This is a genomic window from Paenibacillus sp. GYB003 (genome assembly GCF_036577625.1).
GTDB lineage: Bacteria > Bacillota > Bacilli > Paenibacillales > NBRC-103111 > Paenibacillus_AB.
In genome coordinates this window covers 1-16,357 of sequence record NZ_JARBDC010000015.1, presented here as the reverse complement: position 1 = coordinate 16,357, position 16,357 = coordinate 1, and the positions used below count along the sequence as shown (strand labels likewise).

General features: G+C 57.1%; 11 protein-coding genes. 3 read left to right on the top strand and 8 right to left on the bottom strand.

Features of this window, described 5'->3' with window-relative positions; genetic code table 11:
• Position 1: 1 nt before the first annotated feature.
• The 5 genes from cyoC to PV407_RS08520 all read right to left on the bottom strand — a co-directional run bounded on the left by cyoC (position 2) and on the right by PV407_RS08520 (position 5,348).
• On the bottom strand, positions 2 to 646 hold the full coding sequence (gene cyoC / locus PV407_RS08540) for a cytochrome o ubiquinol oxidase subunit III (RefSeq protein WP_332089495.1): 645 nt from the start codon (positions 644 to 646) through the stop codon (positions 2 to 4).
• On the bottom strand, positions 646 to 2,613 hold the full coding sequence (locus PV407_RS08535) for a cbb3-type cytochrome c oxidase subunit I (protein WP_332089494.1): 1,968 nt from the start codon (positions 2,611 to 2,613) through the stop codon (positions 646 to 648). The genes cyoC and PV407_RS08535 overlap by 1 nt, the downstream gene beginning before the upstream one ends.
• Positions 2,597 to 3,592 carry a ubiquinol oxidase subunit II gene (cyoA, locus tag PV407_RS08530; RefSeq protein WP_332089493.1) on the bottom strand — a complete coding sequence of 332 codons (996 nt, stop codon included), beginning with the start codon at positions 3,590 to 3,592 and terminating at the stop codon, positions 2,597 to 2,599. Before cyoA ends, PV407_RS08535 begins: the two co-directional genes overlap by 17 nt.
• Positions 3,593 to 3,951: 359 nt before the next feature.
• Positions 3,952 to 4,203 carry a hypothetical protein gene (locus PV407_RS08525; RefSeq protein WP_332089492.1) on the bottom strand — a complete coding sequence of 84 codons (252 nt, stop codon included), beginning with the start codon at positions 4,201 to 4,203 and terminating at the stop codon, positions 3,952 to 3,954.
• A 131-nt stretch (positions 4,204 to 4,334) separates the two neighbouring features.
• Complete coding sequence (locus PV407_RS08520; protein WP_332089491.1) at positions 4,335 to 5,348, bottom strand: LCP family protein; 1,014 nt, start codon at positions 5,346 to 5,348, stop codon at positions 4,335 to 4,337.
• Between the two features lie 459 nt (positions 5,349 to 5,807).
• Between PV407_RS08520 and yhbH the strand changes: the two genes are divergently transcribed.
• Entirely contained in the window at positions 5,808 to 6,956 is a 1,149-nt protein-coding gene (gene yhbH, locus PV407_RS08515; protein ID WP_332089490.1) for a sporulation protein YhbH, read from the top strand.
• 3 nt (positions 6,957 to 6,959) lie between these two features.
• The gene (locus PV407_RS08510) at positions 6,960 to 8,393 is read left to right on the top strand and encodes a SpoVR family protein (RefSeq protein ID WP_332089489.1); all 1,434 of its coding nucleotides are present in this window, start codon (positions 6,960 to 6,962) and stop codon (positions 8,391 to 8,393) included.
• 556 nt (positions 8,394 to 8,949) lie between these two features.
• Here the strand turns inward: PV407_RS08510 and PV407_RS08505 are convergent.
• From PV407_RS08505 to PV407_RS08495, 3 genes are all read right to left on the bottom strand, one after another.
• Positions 8,950 to 10,083 (bottom strand): ABC transporter substrate-binding protein, encoded by a 1,134-nt coding sequence (locus tag PV407_RS08505; protein ID WP_332089488.1) that lies wholly within the window; start codon positions 10,081 to 10,083, stop codon positions 8,950 to 8,952.
• Between the two features lie 300 nt (positions 10,084 to 10,383).
• On the bottom strand, positions 10,384 to 11,694 hold the full coding sequence (locus PV407_RS08500) for an ABC transporter substrate-binding protein (RefSeq protein ID WP_332089487.1): 1,311 nt from the start codon (positions 11,692 to 11,694) through the stop codon (positions 10,384 to 10,386).
• Positions 11,695 to 12,188: 494 nt separating this feature from the next.
• On the bottom strand, positions 12,189 to 14,684 hold the full coding sequence (locus PV407_RS08495; RefSeq protein ID WP_332089486.1) for a M60 family metallopeptidase: 2,496 nt from the start codon (positions 14,682 to 14,684) through the stop codon (positions 12,189 to 12,191).
• Positions 14,685 to 14,963: 279 nt separating this feature from the next.
• On the opposite strand from PV407_RS08495, the gene PV407_RS08490 reads away from it, so the two are divergent.
• A complete protein-coding gene (locus PV407_RS08490; protein ID WP_332089485.1) occupies positions 14,964 to 15,794 on the top strand; it encodes a helix-turn-helix transcriptional regulator in 831 nt (276 codons plus the stop codon).
• Positions 15,795 to 16,357: the final 563 nt, after the last annotated feature.

The window sequence follows — 16,357 nt, the reverse complement described above, 5'->3', positions numbered from 1 at the left end:
CTTACATCACCCCCATCAAGTAGACGATCGTGAAGACGAAAATCCAGACGACGTCGAGAAAATGCCAGTACAGGCTGATCACGTTCACTTTGCGCCGGGTCACCGAGGTGATGCCGTACTTGCCCAATTGCAGCATGATCGCGATCATCCAGACGATGCCGATCGAGACGTGCAGGCCGTGCGCGCCGACCAATGTAAAGAATGCGGACAAAAACGCGCTCGTGCCGATCGTCGCCCCTTCGTGAACAAGCTTGACGAATTCGGCCACTTCAAGCGTGACGAAGGCGATGCCGAGCGCCGCCGTGACGACGAGCCAGCCGATCAGCCCTTTTTTGTCGCCTTTGTTCATCGCCAGCACCGCGAGACCGCTCGTAAACGAGCTGGTGAGCAGGATGAACGTTTCGGCGATAATGCCGGGCATTTCGAACAGCTCTTTCGCCATAGGACCGCCGCTCGTATTGCCGTGAAGCACCACATAGGTGGCAAACAGCGTGCCGAATAAAATACAGTCCGTAATCAGGAACAGCCAGAAGCCGAATTGCCGAAGCGACTCCTGATCGTGATGCTCGTGATGGCCGTCCGAATGACCGTGATGATCCGGGGCCACCGTGGAATGTGCGTGTTTGTGACTTGCCGCGTTTGCCATCAGACCGTCCCCCTCATCTCGGCTTCCGTCCGGATCACTTCTTCCGCCGGAATGTAGTACTCGTTATTATAGGTAAACGAATGGATCAGCATGCAAACCGCCACGCCGATCATGCCCGGTATCGCCATCCACAGCCAATTGAACACGAAGCCGAAGCCGGCGACGAACCAGCAAAACGATTTGATAAACGCGATTCCGGAATTGCCCGGCATATGAATCGGCTCGATCTTCGGCGCGGGAGCCGGCGGCACGCCTTTTTCCCGCTGCAGCTTTTCCTCCCACCAGGCGTCCCGCGAATGGACGACCGGCAAAGTGGCGAAGTTGTAAGCCGGAGCCGGCGAAGGAATCGACCATTCGAGCGTCCGTCCGCCCCACGGGTCGGCCGGAGCTTTTTGCATAAACTTCATGCTGTGCACGATTTGCCAAACTTGGAACAAAAACGCGAGACCCATCAGGAAGCCGCCGATCGTCGACACGAGGTTGAGCTCCCACCAGCCGCGATCCCAGCCGTATGCGTTGACCCGGCGGGTCATCCCCATCAGGCCGAGCACGTATTGCGGCATGAAGCAGACGTAGAAGCCGATGTTCCACAGCCAGAACGCCCATTTGCCGAGCCCTTCGTGCAGCATGAAGCCGGTCACCTTCGGCCACCAGTAATACAAGCCCGCGAAATAGCCGAATACGACGCCGCCGATCAGCACTTGATGAAAGTGCGCGATCAGGAAGTAGCTGTTATGGAACTGGAAGTCGGCCGGCGCAACCGACAGCAGCACCCCGGTCATCCCCCCGACGACGAAGCAAGGAATGAAGGCGACCGACCACATCATCGGCGTTTTGAACGTAATTTTGCCGCGGAACATCGTGAACAGCCAGTTGAACACCTTCACGCCGGTCGGAATCGCGATAATCATCGTCGATACGGCGAAAAAGGCGTTGACGTTCGCGCCGGAGCCCATCGTGAAGAAGTGGTGCGCCCACGTGAAAAACGAAACGACGCTGATGCTCATCAGGGCGAACACCATCGATTTGTAGCCGAACAGCCGCTTTTTCGCAAAAGTTGCCGTCACTTCGGAAAAAATGCCGAAGGCGGGCAATATAACGATATACACTTCGGGGTGGCCCCACATCCAGATGAGGTTGATGTACATCATCGGGTTGCCGCCGCCGTCCAGCGTGAAGAAATGCGCCCCCATGAACCGGTCCAGCCAAAGCAGGAACAGCGTCACGGTCAAAATCGGGAAGGCGAGAATGATCGTCAGGCTGCTCGACAGCACCGACCACGAAAACATCGGCATCTGCATCAGCTTCATGCCCGGCGCGCGCATTTTCAAAATGGTGACGATAAAGTTGATCCCGGTCATGAGGCTCCCGATCCCGGATATTTGAATGCCCCATATATAGAAGTTTTGCCCGACTCCGGGACTGTGCGACAGCTCCGAGAGCGGCGGATACGCGAGCCAGCCCGCGTCCGGCGAGCCGCCGATGACGAACGACAGGTTGAACAGCATCGCGCCCCAGAAAAACAGCCAGAAGCTGAGCGAGTTCAGGAACGGGAACGCGACGTCGCGCGCGCCGATCTGCAGCGGCACGACCAGGTTGAACAAGCCGAACATGAGCGGCATCGCCATGAACAAAATCATGATGACGCCGTGCGTCGTAAAGATCGCGTTGTAATGCTCCGGCGACAAAAACTGATTGTCGGGAACGGCCAGCTGCGTCCGCATGAGCAGCGCGTCCATGCCGCCCCGGAACATCATCAGCAGCGAGGCGATGACGTACATGATGCCGATCCGCTTATGGTCGACCGTCGTCAGCCATTCGGTCCACAGCCATTTCCATTTTTTGAAATAGGACAAGACGAACACGACCGCGGCGAGCGTAAGGGCAATAGCCACATCCGCGCCGTAAATGAGCGGATCGCCGGTGACGAAAAATTCGGAAGCGAACGTTTTAATGCTGTCCCACATGGCTTTGTCCCTCCTTCTCTTTGATTGCGCTCTTCGCGTCCGTTACGGTTTGTCCGTGCCCTCCATGGCCGCCGGCTTTCGGTTCGGCCGGCTGCGATCCCGAATGCGAGCCGCCGTGATTATGGCCCGCCGCGTATTTCGTAACGGTTTGCTCGAACAGCCCTTTCGGAAACGACGAGTAGCTGAGCACGTCCGACACGCCGGGCGACGCGAGCTGCCGGTAGCCTTCCTCGGTGAGCGCGGGCTTCGTGCTCTTGATATCGGCGACCCATCGGTCGAACTGATCGCGCGACGTCGCCTCCGCCGTAAACCGCATGCTGGCGAAATCTTTGCCGCTGAAGTTGGCGCCCGAGCCGAAATATTTCCCCGGTTCGTCGGCTTGCAGATGGAGCGTCATCGCCATGCCGGACATCGTGTAAATTTGTCCGCCGAGCTGCGGAATCCAGAACGAGTTCATCGGCGCGTCCGACGTCAGCATAAATTTGATCGGCACGTCTTCCGGGAACTGCACGTAGTTGACCGTCGCGATTCCTTGCTCCGGATAGTAGAACAGCCATTTCCAGTCGAGCGACGTCACTTGAATCGTGATCGGCTCTTTGTCCGAAGCGATCGGCTTGGAAGGCTCCAGCGCATGGGTATATTTGACGGTAATCGCGCCGAGCACGACGATAATCAAAATCGGAATGCCCCACCAAATCGCTTCGAGCTTCGTATTATGCTCCCAGTCGGGCTTGTATTTCGCTTTGCGGGACTTGCTGTCGCGGTACCGCCAGACGATAACGAACGTCATGATCAGCACCGGTACGACGACGATCAGACAAAGCGCCGTCGAGATCAAAATCAAGTCCCGCTGCTGCGCGCCGATCGGTCCCTTCGGGTCGAGCACGATCAGCTTGTCGCTGCAGCCCGACGCCATGACGGCGATGACCGCAAGCATGAGTGCGGATAGGAGTCGTTTGCCCATTCGGCTCTGTTTCATCTTACCATCTCCCTGTTTTCGAAGAACCTTCATCTCTTGACACTACCATAACAGAATCGAACGGAAACTTCCGTACAGTTAACAAAGGCGTCAACGAAACGACTTATTTCCGTAAAATAAAGTTCAACGTTTCGACAAGATGCCGGGAGACAGCGTTTGCAAAGCGATAGATAGCGCTTTCGAATTGGGACAAAAAAAGATTGACCCCGCTTGCGAAGGTCAATCTCCGTTTCGCTCTAACACTTGCGATGCCGCAGCACCGGTCGGGCATCCATAAGGAACCCCCACACACAAAAAAAGAGAAGCCCCGAGGCTTCCCGTCGCTCTTCATCTATATCGCCTGTCGCCGCAAATACGGACTATTCGTTCCTCGCTCTATTATGGGAAAACAGCCGGATCGCCGCGCCGATCATATAAATTTGCACGCTGCCGACGAGAAAGCCCACGCCGACCATCAGTCCCAAATTCCGATCCGAGAAATCGCTTACCTCGAACAAACAAGTAATCAGTCCGATCGCGAGCGAAATCCAGGCGGCCGCGGTCATAAACGAAGCGAGCGGATTGCCGCCCTTGACGGATTGCCGTTTCAACGCCAGTTGTTTCGTACTCATGAGGAACACGCTCCTGCCCCAAAATCGATTGTTACGAAAATTGTAACATATTTCGGAGCAAAGTTCATCATTTTTTCAAATTTTGTTCAAACATCCGTCAAAATCGGGCGCAGGGCGGCGAAGCCAAACGGTCACCGTAAATAGTCGCGCGAAATCGCCGCGACTTGCTCCGCGTCCGCCGACCAGTACCAAAGCTTGGAGCCGATCAGCGGGTCCTCCTCCGTAACCGGTCGGCCGGGCAGCGTCGCGTGACGGAAGCTCAGATCGCCCGCGTCTTTGAACAACAAAGCGAGACTGGCGATGTCGGCGGCGGATAAATTCGTCTCCACAAATTCCGCTTTCGCCTTTTTCACGATGCCCGGCAGCCGCGCCAGCTGTTCGCCGGACAGCATTTTGGCGACGACCGCCTTGATCAGCGCCGCTTGGTCGGCCTGTCTGTCGAAATCGCCGCCGGCGAGCGAATAGCGCTCCCTGACGAATTGCAGCGCCGTATCCCCGTCCAAATGCCGGACGCCTTTCCGCAGCACCGTACCCGTGCCGCTGAGCAGCATATCGTCGGACAGCTCCACGTCCACGCCTTGTATCGCGTCGATTGTGTCCGCAAAGCCGCGAAAATCGGTTTTTACGTAAAAATGGATCGGGATTTGCAGCAGCCGGCTGACCGCCTCGATCGAAGCCCGCACGCCTCCGTCGTCTCCGCCCCGCAGCTCGCCGAGGAAGTAGGCGTGATTCAGCTTCGTCTGTCCGACGCCCGGCAGCGCGACTCGCGTATCTCTCGGGACGGATACGAGGCCGATCGACCGTTCGTCCGGATCGACATGGGCGACGATCATGACGTCGGAACGTCCCGCCCCCTCCTTGTCGCGGCTGTCGATGCCGAGCAGCAGCACGTTGAACCCGGCCTCGGCCTCGGCCTCGGCTTCGGCGCTGCCGGGACCCGGCGTCGTCGGCGCTTCGCCGGCCTCGGCCGACTGCGCCGGAGACGCGACCGTCGGCGATGCGGCCGGCGGGGCGGGCGCCGCCAGCACCGGCAGCCGATCGCCGCGAAAATGCCGCGACGGCGCCAGCGAATCGTACAGCTTCAGTCCCGCGAGCAGAAGGACGGCCGCAACCCCCAAGCCGATGCATATCCGCTTCCGATTCATATCGTATCAATCTCCCGTTGAAGCCGCGTCCCGCAGTCGTTCGCAATCGCGGTGCATGCGGCCTGTGATCGCAATGATGCGGCGGCGAACTTGGACGATGTACCGACGCGGAACCGTATCCTTGCACAAGCTTATGATACAATTTGTATCAGAAAAATGCAACCAAATCGACCGCCTCCTTTTCAGATGGCAAATCCTTTGCCGTCGCTTGTTTTCTACCATTCTATCATCAACGGACCGGCCGTTCCGCCCTTCCCGCCGGACTGACACGCCGCGTCAAGTAACGTATCTTCCGTCCGATGTCCGCGAAAAAACTGCTCTCGTCCCGTTCACATATCCCCCCGCTCGTTGAATATATTGATAACAAGCTATTTTTTCCATCGTCTTAAGCCAGCGCCCATAAGCGCGCAGGGCCGATTCGAATGAAGACGAATCAACCTAAGCAGGAGGTGCCGCATCATGTCAAAGCCGCTGTTTGTCGTGTCCCGGGAGGACTGGTCGCTCCATCGCAAAGGCTATCAGGATCAAACCCGCCACCAGCAAAAAGTACGCGAAGCGATTAAACAAAATTTGCCCGATCTCGTTACCGAAGAAAATATCGTCACCTCGCACAACAAGCAGATTATTAAAGTTCCGATCCGCAGCCTCGACGAATATCGCTTCCGCTTCAATCATAATAAAAGCAAGCATGTCGGCCAGGGCGACGGAGACAGCCAGGTCGGCGACGTGCTGGGCGTCGATCCGTCCGCGGCGAATCCCGGTAAAGGCGAAGGGGCCGGCGACCAGCCCGGCGAAGATTATTTCGAAGCCGAGGTGAGCCTCGAGGAGCTGCAGTCGATGCTGTTCGAAGAGCTCGAGCTGCCCTATATGGAACAAAAGCAGAAAGACAACCTGGAAATCCAGGAAATCCAGTTCAACGACATTCGCAAGAAGGGGATCATGTCCAACATCGACAAAAAACGGACGATTCTGGAAAATTTGCGCCGCAACGCCAATGCTGGAACGCCCGGCATCCATCACATTTCCCCGGACGATTTGCGGTTCAAGACGTGGGACGAAGTCGTCATTCCCCAATCGAACGCGCTGATACTCGCCATGATGGACACGTCCGGATCGATGGGCAGCTTCGAAAAATTTATCGCCCGCAGCTTCTTTTTCTGGATGACCCGCTTTCTGCGGACGAAGTATAAAAAAGTCGAAATCGTCTTTATCGCCCACCATACGGAGGCGAAGGAGGTCACCGAGGAAGAATTTTTCACCAAAGGCGAAAGCGGCGGGACGATCTGCTCGTCGGCTTATCAGAAGGCGCTCGACATTATCGACCGGCGCTATCCGTCTTCGCATTACAACATTTATCCGTTCCACTTCTCCGACGGCGACAACTTGACGAGCGACAACGAGCGTTGCGTCAAGCTGATCGAGAAGCTGCTCGAAAAGTGCAACATGTTCGGCTACGGCGAGGTGAACCAGTACAACCGAAGCAGCACGCTCATGTCGGCCTACCGCCATATCCAATACCCCCGCTTCCAGCACTGCGTCATCCGCGAGAAGGGCGAAGTGTACAAGGCGCTCCGGACGTTTTTCTCGAAGTCGAAGGAGGAGGGGTGACGGATGCAACCGGACGAAATCAAGCAATTGGAGCGGGCGATCGACGAAATATCGGAAATCGCCCAAGGGTTCGGGCTCGACTATTACCCGATGCGCTACGAAATATGCCCGGCCGACATCATTTACACGTTCGGCGCGTACGGGATGCCGACCCGCTTCAGCCATTGGAGCTTCGGCAAAACGTTTCACCGGATGAAAATGCAGTACGATTTCGGGCTGAGCAAAATTTACGAGCTCGTCATCAACTCGAACCCTTGCTACGCGTTTTTGCTCGACGGCAACTCGCTCATTCAGAACAAGCTGATCGTGGCACACGTGCTCGCCCACTGCGACTTTTTCAAAAACAACGCCCGCTTCTCGAAAACGAACCGCAACATGGTCGAGAGCATGTCGGCGACGGCCGAGCGGATTCGCGAGTACGAGCTCGTTCACGGAACGGAGGCGGTCGAGACGTTTCTCGACGCGGTGCTCGCCATCCAGGAGCACGTCGATCCGACTCTGGTCAAACCGTTCTACGGGGATAAGGAGCGTCAGGAAGCCGAGGCGAAGGAGCGCGAGAAGCTGCTGACGAAAAAGAAGGGGAAAACCGGCTACGAAGATTTGTGGGAGCTGGACGAAGCCGACAAAAAGCCCGAACCCGAGCCGCCGGCGAAAAAGTTTCCGCCGCGTCCGGAGAAAGACCTGCTTTATTTTTTGGAGGAGCATTCCCCGATTCTCGAGCCGTGGCAGCGCGACATCATGACGATGCTGCGCGACGAGATGCTTTATTTTTGGCCGCAGATGGAAACGAAAATCATGAACGAAGGCTGGGCGTCGTATTGGCATCAGCGAATCGTGCGGGAGCTCGATCTGACGAGCGAGGAGACGATCGAATACGCCAAGCTGAACAGCGGCGTCGTGCAGCCGTCCCGGCACAGCCTCAACCCGTACTATTTGGGGCTGAAAATATTCGAGGACATCGAGAAGCGGTGGGACGATCCGTCCGAGGAGGACCGGAGGCGGTTCGGCCGCCAGCCGGGGCGCGGGAGAGAAAAAATATTCGAGGTGCGCGAATTCGACTCCGACACGTCGTTCATCCGCAACTATTTGACGAAGGAGCTCGTCGAGGATTTGGACTTGTACATTTTCGAGAAAAAAGGCCCGGAGTGGAAAATTACCGACAAAGCGTGGGAGTCGGTGCGCGATCAGCTCGTCTATTCCCGCATCAACGGCGGCTTCCCGGTCATTTACGTCCAGGACGGCAACCATACGAACGGCGGCGAGCTGTACTTGAAGCATTCGTACGAAGGGATCGAGCTCGACGTGAAATATTTGGAGAGAACGCTCCCGTACGTCCATAAGCTGTGGGGGCGCGCGGTCCATCTGGAAACGGTCATCGAGGACAAAAGCGTGCTGTTTACGTACGACGGGAAAAAGCATCACCGCAAATTTATGTAAACCGCGGAAAGCGGGGCGATGCCCCGCTTTCTTTTTCGGTCTTCGGACGGCAAAAACCGGCCTAGATCCGGATCACATATCCGACCCGAGACGATTTTTTATCATTTCGATCGGACAAGCGCGATCGGCGAATATCGCGGCATTTCGCTTACGGCGGACTCGTACCATTTCAGCAATCCGAGCGCCAATCGGCAGCGGACCGAGAAACGAGATGGAAATTCTCCCGCTATTTTCGGAAGATTCCCGCTTCCGAGTAGATGAACGGGAAAACATCCCCATAATCTCGCCCGGAACGCGCTTTTCATCGATACGACGTCGTTTTATCGGGAGCTTTTCCCGGTAAACCGAAACGACGCCTGAAGGAGAGCGAGTTAGCCGGAGGTTTTCCGGTTATAGTCCGGTTGCAGCCGCCTGGCGGGGCGAGAGAGGGGGAGGGGACGTTCGGCGCGGACACGAAAGAACTCACTTCGAGTAATGCCTCCGTCGTTCCGTCCGATCGAACCGAAAATCCCCGGGATCGCTCCCGGGGACCGGCACATCGCGCTTCGAAGGGCCGTTACTTTCCTTCCTGCGCTTTGATATAAGCGTTGGTCAACTCGTCCGCCTCTCGAATGGCGGTGTTCAGGTCGATTTTCCCGTCTACGTAGTCGTTGAATTTGTTCCGCACGTTGGTGCCGCCGTTTCCATAGTGTTTCGAGAGACGCGGCGCCGGGGCGGGCTTGCTTTTGAAGATGCTTTGGATGTTTTTCCCTTTCAGAATCGGCATGTCCGCGCCGAAAGCTTGTTGGAATTTCGTATCGCTCAACAGGGAAATCCGGCCGGTCTGCTTCGTGGCGATCATTTGCACTTCGTCGGAGAAAAGGACCTCCAGCACTTTCATGGCGTCTTCTTTATGCTTGCTCGTATTGCTGATGCCGATTATATGCATATCGAACATGCCGTACACGTTCGGCTTATCCGGATAGCTCGGATATTGGACGATATCCCAATTTGTAAAATCGGGCGCTTCGGCCAAATACGGGAAAAAGTTGACGTTGGCGGCCATGGCGACCGTTCGGTCCTTGATGAAGGCGTCGTAAGCGCTGTAGCCCCATTTCGCCGGTTTGTTGCCGGGGATCGAATAAATTCGGTTGCCGGTCTCGAACAGCTTTTGGTACGTATTGAAGTTGTTCATGATATCGCTTGTATTCGTTTTCGCGTCAACCTGCACGAGCGACAGCTGATAGCCCATCCGGGTAATATTTTCGGGATCGAGTCCCCGGTAATCGACTCCGCCCTCCTGACGCGTCACCCGCTTCGCCAGCTCGATCGTCTCGTCCCACGTCATGCCGTCCTTCGGATACGGGACCCCGAATTTGTCGAAAATGTCCTTGTTGTAGTACAGCGCGTTAAACTGCCGGTTGTAAGGCAGACCGTACAGCTTGCCGTCGTCGGAAATCGCTCTGACGGTGTCCAAGGCTTGCGCGTCGAATCTGTCGAACGGGAAATTGAGAGGTTTCGCAAGCGGAGTCAAATCTTCGTATATTTTCAGATCCATATTTTGCGACATGCTGCCGTTCCAGGAGGTGATCAAATCCACTTCGTCGCCGCGGGCAACGTGTTCGGCCAGCGGGTTTTTGTCCCGGTTCAGCCGTTCGACCGTAATATGGGGATACTTTTTCTTCAAAGGTCCGTTGATGATCAGTTCCATATCGGCATCGGTGATCCATTGGCCCGGATACAATTTAACGGTAACGGGTTCCGGAGGTTTGACCGCCGCTTTTTCGGCACGATCTTCCGAGGCTGGTTGATTGGACGACGAACAACCCGCAAACATGCATGTACATGCAACGACTAGCCCCGTTTTCACTTTGTCGTTCATTCTTGCATGCCTCCTTCATGAGTTTGATTCTGTATTATGCACCTCATTCGAATAGCTGTGTTTGTTTTCGGACTTCGATGGCCGCCGGTCGCGTAAGCGCTTACCGTTTCGTCCGGCGCGCCTCGCCTTTTACTGCGCGGCCATTTCGGCGATTTTTTTGTCCGCCTTTTCCTGCCCTTCGCGCAGCACCGTATTGATGTCCTTTTTCCCGATGGCCATTTCTTTGCGGATGGCGCGGATGATCGTCTGCACCTCTTTGTCGGCCGGATGAGGCTTCGGCGTAGCGACCGGCGGGTTTTTGTACACGGCCCGCAAATTTTTTCCTTGCAGCGACGGGAAGTTGGCGCCGAATTGATTGATGACCTCCGGATCGTTCAGCGCGGTCAGCCGCCCGGTTCGCGTCAGCATGATCTGATGATCGCGCGACGTGATCATCTGGATGACCTGCATCGCCTGCTCCTTATGCTTGCTCGCCTTCGTGATGACGAGCATATCCGCCAGCGCGTGCCGCCCTTTTCCTACGGCGTCCTGGAACCGCGGCTCGCTTACCATGTCCCAGTTCATCTTGATGCCCGACGCCTCGGCTTGAAGCAGATCGCTGATCAGCTTGCCGACCCAGTCGGCCTGCATCGCCAATTTATGCGTCTTCGTAAAGCCGTCCGGTCCGTACGTATACTCGTTTTTCGGCCCGATATAGCCGGGCTGCTGATAAACTTGCTGGAACAAATCGAGCACTTTCCGATACAGCGGAATGTCGACGAGCGCCTTGTTCGTTTTCGGATCGACGAATTCCTGCGAATACGGGCTGACCAGATGGTCGGGGAACCGGGGATCCCAGCCGATATACTGCACGCCGTCCTCTTGGCGGGTCAGCTTTTTGGACAGCTCGAGAATGTCCTGCCACAGCATGTCGTCCTTCGGATAGGCGACGCCGAACTTGTCGAACAAATCTTTATTGTAAAACAGCGCCCCCGTGTTCAAATCGAACGGAATGCCCTCGAGGCCTCCTTTCGGATCCAAATTGCGGATCGCCTGAACCGTCTCGGGCCGGAACGCGTTCAGATCGAACTTCGTTTTCACGACGAGCTCGGTCAAGTCCGCGGGCAGATCGAGCTGCTTCAGCGGCATGTGCCAATCGTTGTCGGACATGATCAAATCCGGGATTTCTCCGGCCGCGACGAGCTGCGCCAAATCGCCCTCCAGCTTTTGCAGCGTAATATGCGGATATTTCTTTTTCAGCGGCTCCACATAGATCGTTTGATACTCCAGCTCGGACAACCGGGTGACATTGACGTAAAATTTCAACGTGACCGGATCCGTCGGAACGGTATACTCCGTTTCCTTGCCGCCACCGCCGCTTGCCGGCTGCTTCGAGGAGCAGCCGGCCAAAGACAGCGCGGCCATTACGGACAATGCGACAACCCATTTCGTTTTTTTCATTTGCTTGCGCCTCCCCGCCAAATTGGCAATATCACGCCGGTACGTCAGAACGTAACACTCTTCCAACACAAGCGAAAATTGCGGCAGGCAGCCGAAAATGGTGCATAAAAAAGACGACAAGTGTGCCGCAGCCAAGAAACAGCCTCCTCGCGAAAAGAGGGAGTGGTTCGTTGGCTCCAGGCTTTCTCATCGTCTCCGCCTAAAGCGCATTCAATTTTCCGAATATACCGACAAATCAATCGTATTCGCTGCGCGATCTAAAGTCAAGCGCTTTCTCGCAGGTTGGCGTTATCATTTTGTAAACGCATCCAATGCCGACTCGCAAGCCTCCGCCGCCGTCAGCCGGCGGCGATGCGAAGCGGACCGACGGGCATGCGGGCGCGTAACGAATCAAAACGAATCGGTTCCGGTCCGACCGCCCGACGTACGGCGCCGGCAACGCGCGCCGGGTAGGACGCGCGTCGGGAAAAGTCCCTGCCGGGCCGACGGCCGCTTTACTCGCGGAGCAGCCAAATGTCCCGCTGCGGCTTCGGCAGCTTCAACGCCCCGATTCTGGCCTTACCGCTCGGAGTCAGGCCGATCGCCCACTTGCCGAAAAACTCCGACAAGTCTTCGCCGGCTTCCCGGGAGGCGACGAAGGCGAACGTGTCGACGGTGCCTTGAATGTCGCTTTGCGGCATTTCGCGGTAAGCTTCGAATATTCGCGTATACAAGTCCCAGCCGTACGCCAGCTGCAGCTGCTTGAACATGACGAGCCGTTCGTAGTTGCCGAGGCTTCCGTATTTTTTGGCCGGATCGGCGCTGGTCGCGAACGGAATGGCGCGGTCGTAGTAGTTTTTGCCGTCGCCGCCGACCTTGAGCAATTCCGAGGCATTGCCGAACTTCTCCTGGATGAACAAGGAGAAAATGTTGACGGTCACTTCGCTCACATCGCCCCACGTCCACGTTCTTTGCTGGTATTCGTGACCGAGCTCGTGCCAGAATCCCCAGGCGCCGGAACGGACATAGTTCGCGTCGAGCAATTGGGCGGCATAGCTGTAAGGCAGCATGATCGGATAGCCCGCGTGCATCGCCCCGGACGAGATTTGCGCATCCGCCACGTATCGGCGGTTCAGCTTATGGGCGGTATGCGGCATCGCCCGATCCGGGAGCAGCCCGACCAGCTCGTCGTAGCTGTCGTAAATGTCGTCCCATGTCCGCATCAGCTGCTCCGGATTCGTTACGTTCCGGATCAGCTCGGAAGGAACGGTGAGCACGATCCGGTCGCCCTGCAGCTCGGCGAACGGAACGGCAGGCGTTTTGCCGCGGATCGCCTCCCACTGCTCCGGCGTCGTCTTGCCGAGGACGAAATAAGGCGCTTCGACCGCCCCGCTTATTTGGACGACCGCTTTAAAATTTGCCTTCGCCTTGAGCGGAATGAGATAAATGAGCCCGCCGTACGGGCTGTTGATTTCGATCTTGCCCGGCGTCAGCTTCCGGTGGTTGACGACGAGCGGAACCCGCCCCCAGCGGCTCGAGCCTCGCAAGTCGTCGTCGTGCGAGCCGACCTGCACCGACAAATGCTCCACGCCTTCCGGCACTTCGAGCGTCACGACTTTGCCCGGCGGGGCGTACAGGCCGGTGCTGATCCAGTTTTTGGACGGGAGCGCATGCGTATACATCGTGTTGGGGAAATCGAAATCGACCTCGACTTCCCGGCCGACGACGACCGGCGCATCGTCCGCGACTTTGCCCGGAAACTGATCGGCGTACGGCGACTTTGCGTTCGACGGGTCCAGCGTGAAATGGCTGAATTGGAAATTGCGCAGCGCGTTCGCGTACGGCGATTGCAATTTCGTGACCGGGAATACGGCGGGCGGCAGCGCCTCGGCCTCTTTTTGCGCCCAACCGTACAGCGGCGATTCGGTCGACAGCGTCTCGAGCGTCTCGCTTAAAACTTGGTACAGCAGCTCCTGCTTCTTGCTCGCGGTCGTGCCGGCCGGACCGATGTCGAGCCGGTCGTACGTCATCGTCCCCGCTTCGATCGCCTTTCCTTGGCCAAGCCGCGTCATGATATGATGATTCGCCGATTGCTCCGCCGTCAGCAGAGATTCGCCCGCGCCCGATTCGGAGCCGCGGTTCATCAGCGTCAAGCCGGCCCGGTTGAGCAGCTTTTGAATCGCGAAATCCCGGCTCAACCTGGCGCCGCGCAGGTTGCCGACCTGCAGGACGATATGCTCCGGCGTATCGCGCGTAATTCCTTCGACGCCGCTGCTGTTTTCGGCCACCACGACGCCGCCGCCGAGCCGTATGTACTTGTCCAGCGCCTCGAGATCGGTATCCTTCATCGTATTGTCCACATAAGCGACCGCATACGTTTGCGGGTTCAGGTTCGCCGACGCCCAGCTGTCGATTTTGACCACTTCGATCGGAAGCCCGGGGGAAACGGCGAACGACCCCGACGTCGTGACGATGCGGATTTTTTTCCCCGTCCCTTGGAGCGCGTCTTCGTACCGGTTCGTTTTGTCGTTGCCGCGGCCTTCGTTCGTATGGGACTCGTCCGTCAGCCACAGCAGCACGTTTCGCGCCAGCGTGGCTCCGGGATCGCCGGGGGGACGGGACAGGTCGAAGTACGATTTGCTTCCGGCCAGCACGACGCGCCCTTTGCCGTAACGGGACGCCGCGATCGTCGGGATGTGGCCGGGGACGCTGACATTGAACGCCTTGTCGCCGACGGCGGCCACTCCGCCGCCCGCATAATATGGAACCGCTTGCAAATCTTTGTACAGCAGGCCGAAATGTTGGCGAATCTCCTCGGGCGAAGGCATTCCCGTCGAAGGGGATGCGGGGCTGCCGGGATTCGGCTTTTTCTCGGAGGCGCCTCCGTATGTCGCGACCGTTACCGTCGCGGACGGCTCGCCGCTTTGCGCAAGCAGCGTGAGCGGTGACGCCGCCGTCGCCAAAGCGAGCGTGCATAGGACGGCGGTAACCTTCGTCTTCTTCTTGTTCATTTTTAACACTCCTTTTCATCGTTTGTGTCGGCACATCGTCATGAACCCGCGTCCCACGATCCGGCTTTCCGGCCATTCCTCCCTTCCCGAAGCGGCTTGGCGGCTTGTGCCGCGGACTCTTTCATCGTAATCAAACGATGCCCGTTCCCGAAATGCATAAAACCGACCGAAACGTATCCAAAACATACACTGTTCAACCGGGAGGGCTGTCTTTTATAATGGAAGTACGAAATCGTCGTCGGCCGGGTATCCATATTCGTTCGGATTGGGGGCAGCCTGATGGGAGACATGCAGCGTCAATTGATCCAAGACTATTTGACGAACGCGAATTTGCGGCTTTCCGTAGCGAAAGTCGATAAAGTGTCCCGAAATTGGCGGTTTTTGAACATGCGGCCGTCCTATAACGCCTTGTACTTCATTCGCGAAGGCGAAGGATGGATCAAAATCGACGACCGGGAATATTATCCCGCGCCCGGGCAGCTCGTACTGATGCCGGCGGGCTCCCTGCACTCGATCTCCGTCGTCAGCGACAATACGTACCGGAAATATTGGTGCCATTTTACGGCCGTTGTTGAAACGTTTCAACTATTTCAGCTGATCGATATTCCCCATGTGCTCGACGTTCCGGACGAACGTCATACGGAGCGTTTGTTCGTCGAGCTGATCGCCGCCTACCGGAGCCGCGAGTGGACCGCCCCTTTGAAACGAAAAGCGGTTTTGTTCGAGCTGATCCGCCACGTGCTCGACCTGATTCCCGAGCAGCTGATTTCCGTCTCCGTGTCGCCGAAGCGGCGGATGCTGAACACGATTTTGCAATATATCGAAGGCAACATCGCCGAAAACGTGACCGTGGAGCAGCTGGCGGGGCTTCTGCATTACAACCCGAACTACTTCATCCGCTTCTTCAAAGCGGAGATGAACATGACGCCGATGCAGTATATCGCCAAAGTTCGCGTCGAGAAGGCGAAACGGCTGCTGCTGTCCACGGATTCGACGCTGGCGGAAATCGGGCGAAAGGTCGGCCTGGAGGTCCACTATTTATCCCGCGTGTTCAAAAAGTACAGCAACATGTCTCCGGGCGAGTTTCGCAACCGGAACCGACTCGGGTAGCGGAACGTCGGGCAAGGTCGGCTGCCGGAAGGATGGGCGAAAACGGTCGGCTTCCGAAACGAACGGACGCCACGGCGCTTATTTCGCGAAAATCGGCCGTTTTGAAAACGTAACGGACACCGTTGCGCTTAATGGCTCCGAACCGCCGTCCAAAAGGGGGTTTTTCGCCAAATAGGTGCGCCTGTGTCCGTTAGAAAACAAATAAGCCGAAAGAGGCTCGATAGCGGCCGCCCTGTCCGTTACACATTTGGAACTCGGGGCCCGTCCCGCCGCCGCCCCATGCTCGCCCCCTCGCTCCAACTCCCGACGACGCCGGGGCAGGTCAACCGAGCCGATATCGGCGTTTCCCGCCGCCGGCAGCGGGAAACCCGCTCCGGCTTTGGCGCTTACACGAAGGCGGGACGGACGGTTTTTTCCGAGCAAACCGTACCTTGTCGGTTGTGCCGAACCGGCAGCGGAACGGGGAACGAGATGGAAATGTCCCCGCTATTTTCGGCCAGTTTCCCGTTCCCGGACAAACCAACGGGAAAACGTCCCGCTAAGTTTGTCCAAATCGCGCTTTT

What these genes read in the sequence shown, in the direction of transcription:
- PV407_RS08505 (WP_332089488.1), bottom strand. Translation starts at nt 10,083, where the DNA reads ATGGAACTGATCATCAACGGACCTTTGAAGAAAAAGTATCCCCATATT.
- PV407_RS08490 (WP_332089485.1), top strand. Translation starts at nt 14,964, where the DNA reads ATGGGAGACATGCAGCGTCAATTGATCCAAGACTATTTGACGAACGCG.
- PV407_RS08510 (WP_332089489.1), top strand. Translation starts at nt 6,960, where the DNA reads ATGCAACCGGACGAAATCAAGCAATTGGAGCGGGCGATCGACGAAATA.
- cyoA (WP_332089493.1), bottom strand. Translation starts at nt 3,592, where the DNA reads ATGAAACAGAGCCGAATGGGCAAACGACTCCTATCCGCACTCATGCTT.
- PV407_RS08525 (WP_332089492.1), bottom strand. Translation starts at nt 4,203, where the DNA reads ATGAGTACGAAACAACTGGCGTTGAAACGGCAATCCGTCAAGGGCGGC.
- PV407_RS08520 (WP_332089491.1), bottom strand. Translation starts at nt 5,348, where the DNA reads ATGAATCGGAAGCGGATATGCATCGGCTTGGGGGTTGCGGCCGTCCTT.
- PV407_RS08500 (WP_332089487.1), bottom strand. Translation starts at nt 11,694, where the DNA reads ATGAAAAAAACGAAATGGGTTGTCGCATTGTCCGTAATGGCCGCGCTG.
- cyoC (WP_332089495.1), bottom strand. Translation starts at nt 646, where the DNA reads ATGGCAAACGCGGCAAGTCACAAACACGCACATTCCACGGTGGCCCCG.
- yhbH (WP_332089490.1), top strand. Translation starts at nt 5,808, where the DNA reads ATGTCAAAGCCGCTGTTTGTCGTGTCCCGGGAGGACTGGTCGCTCCAT.
- PV407_RS08535 (WP_332089494.1), bottom strand. Translation starts at nt 2,613, where the DNA reads ATGTGGGACAGCATTAAAACGTTCGCTTCCGAATTTTTCGTCACCGGC.
- PV407_RS08495 (WP_332089486.1), bottom strand. Translation starts at nt 14,684, where the DNA reads ATGAACAAGAAGAAGACGAAGGTTACCGCCGTCCTATGCACGCTCGCT.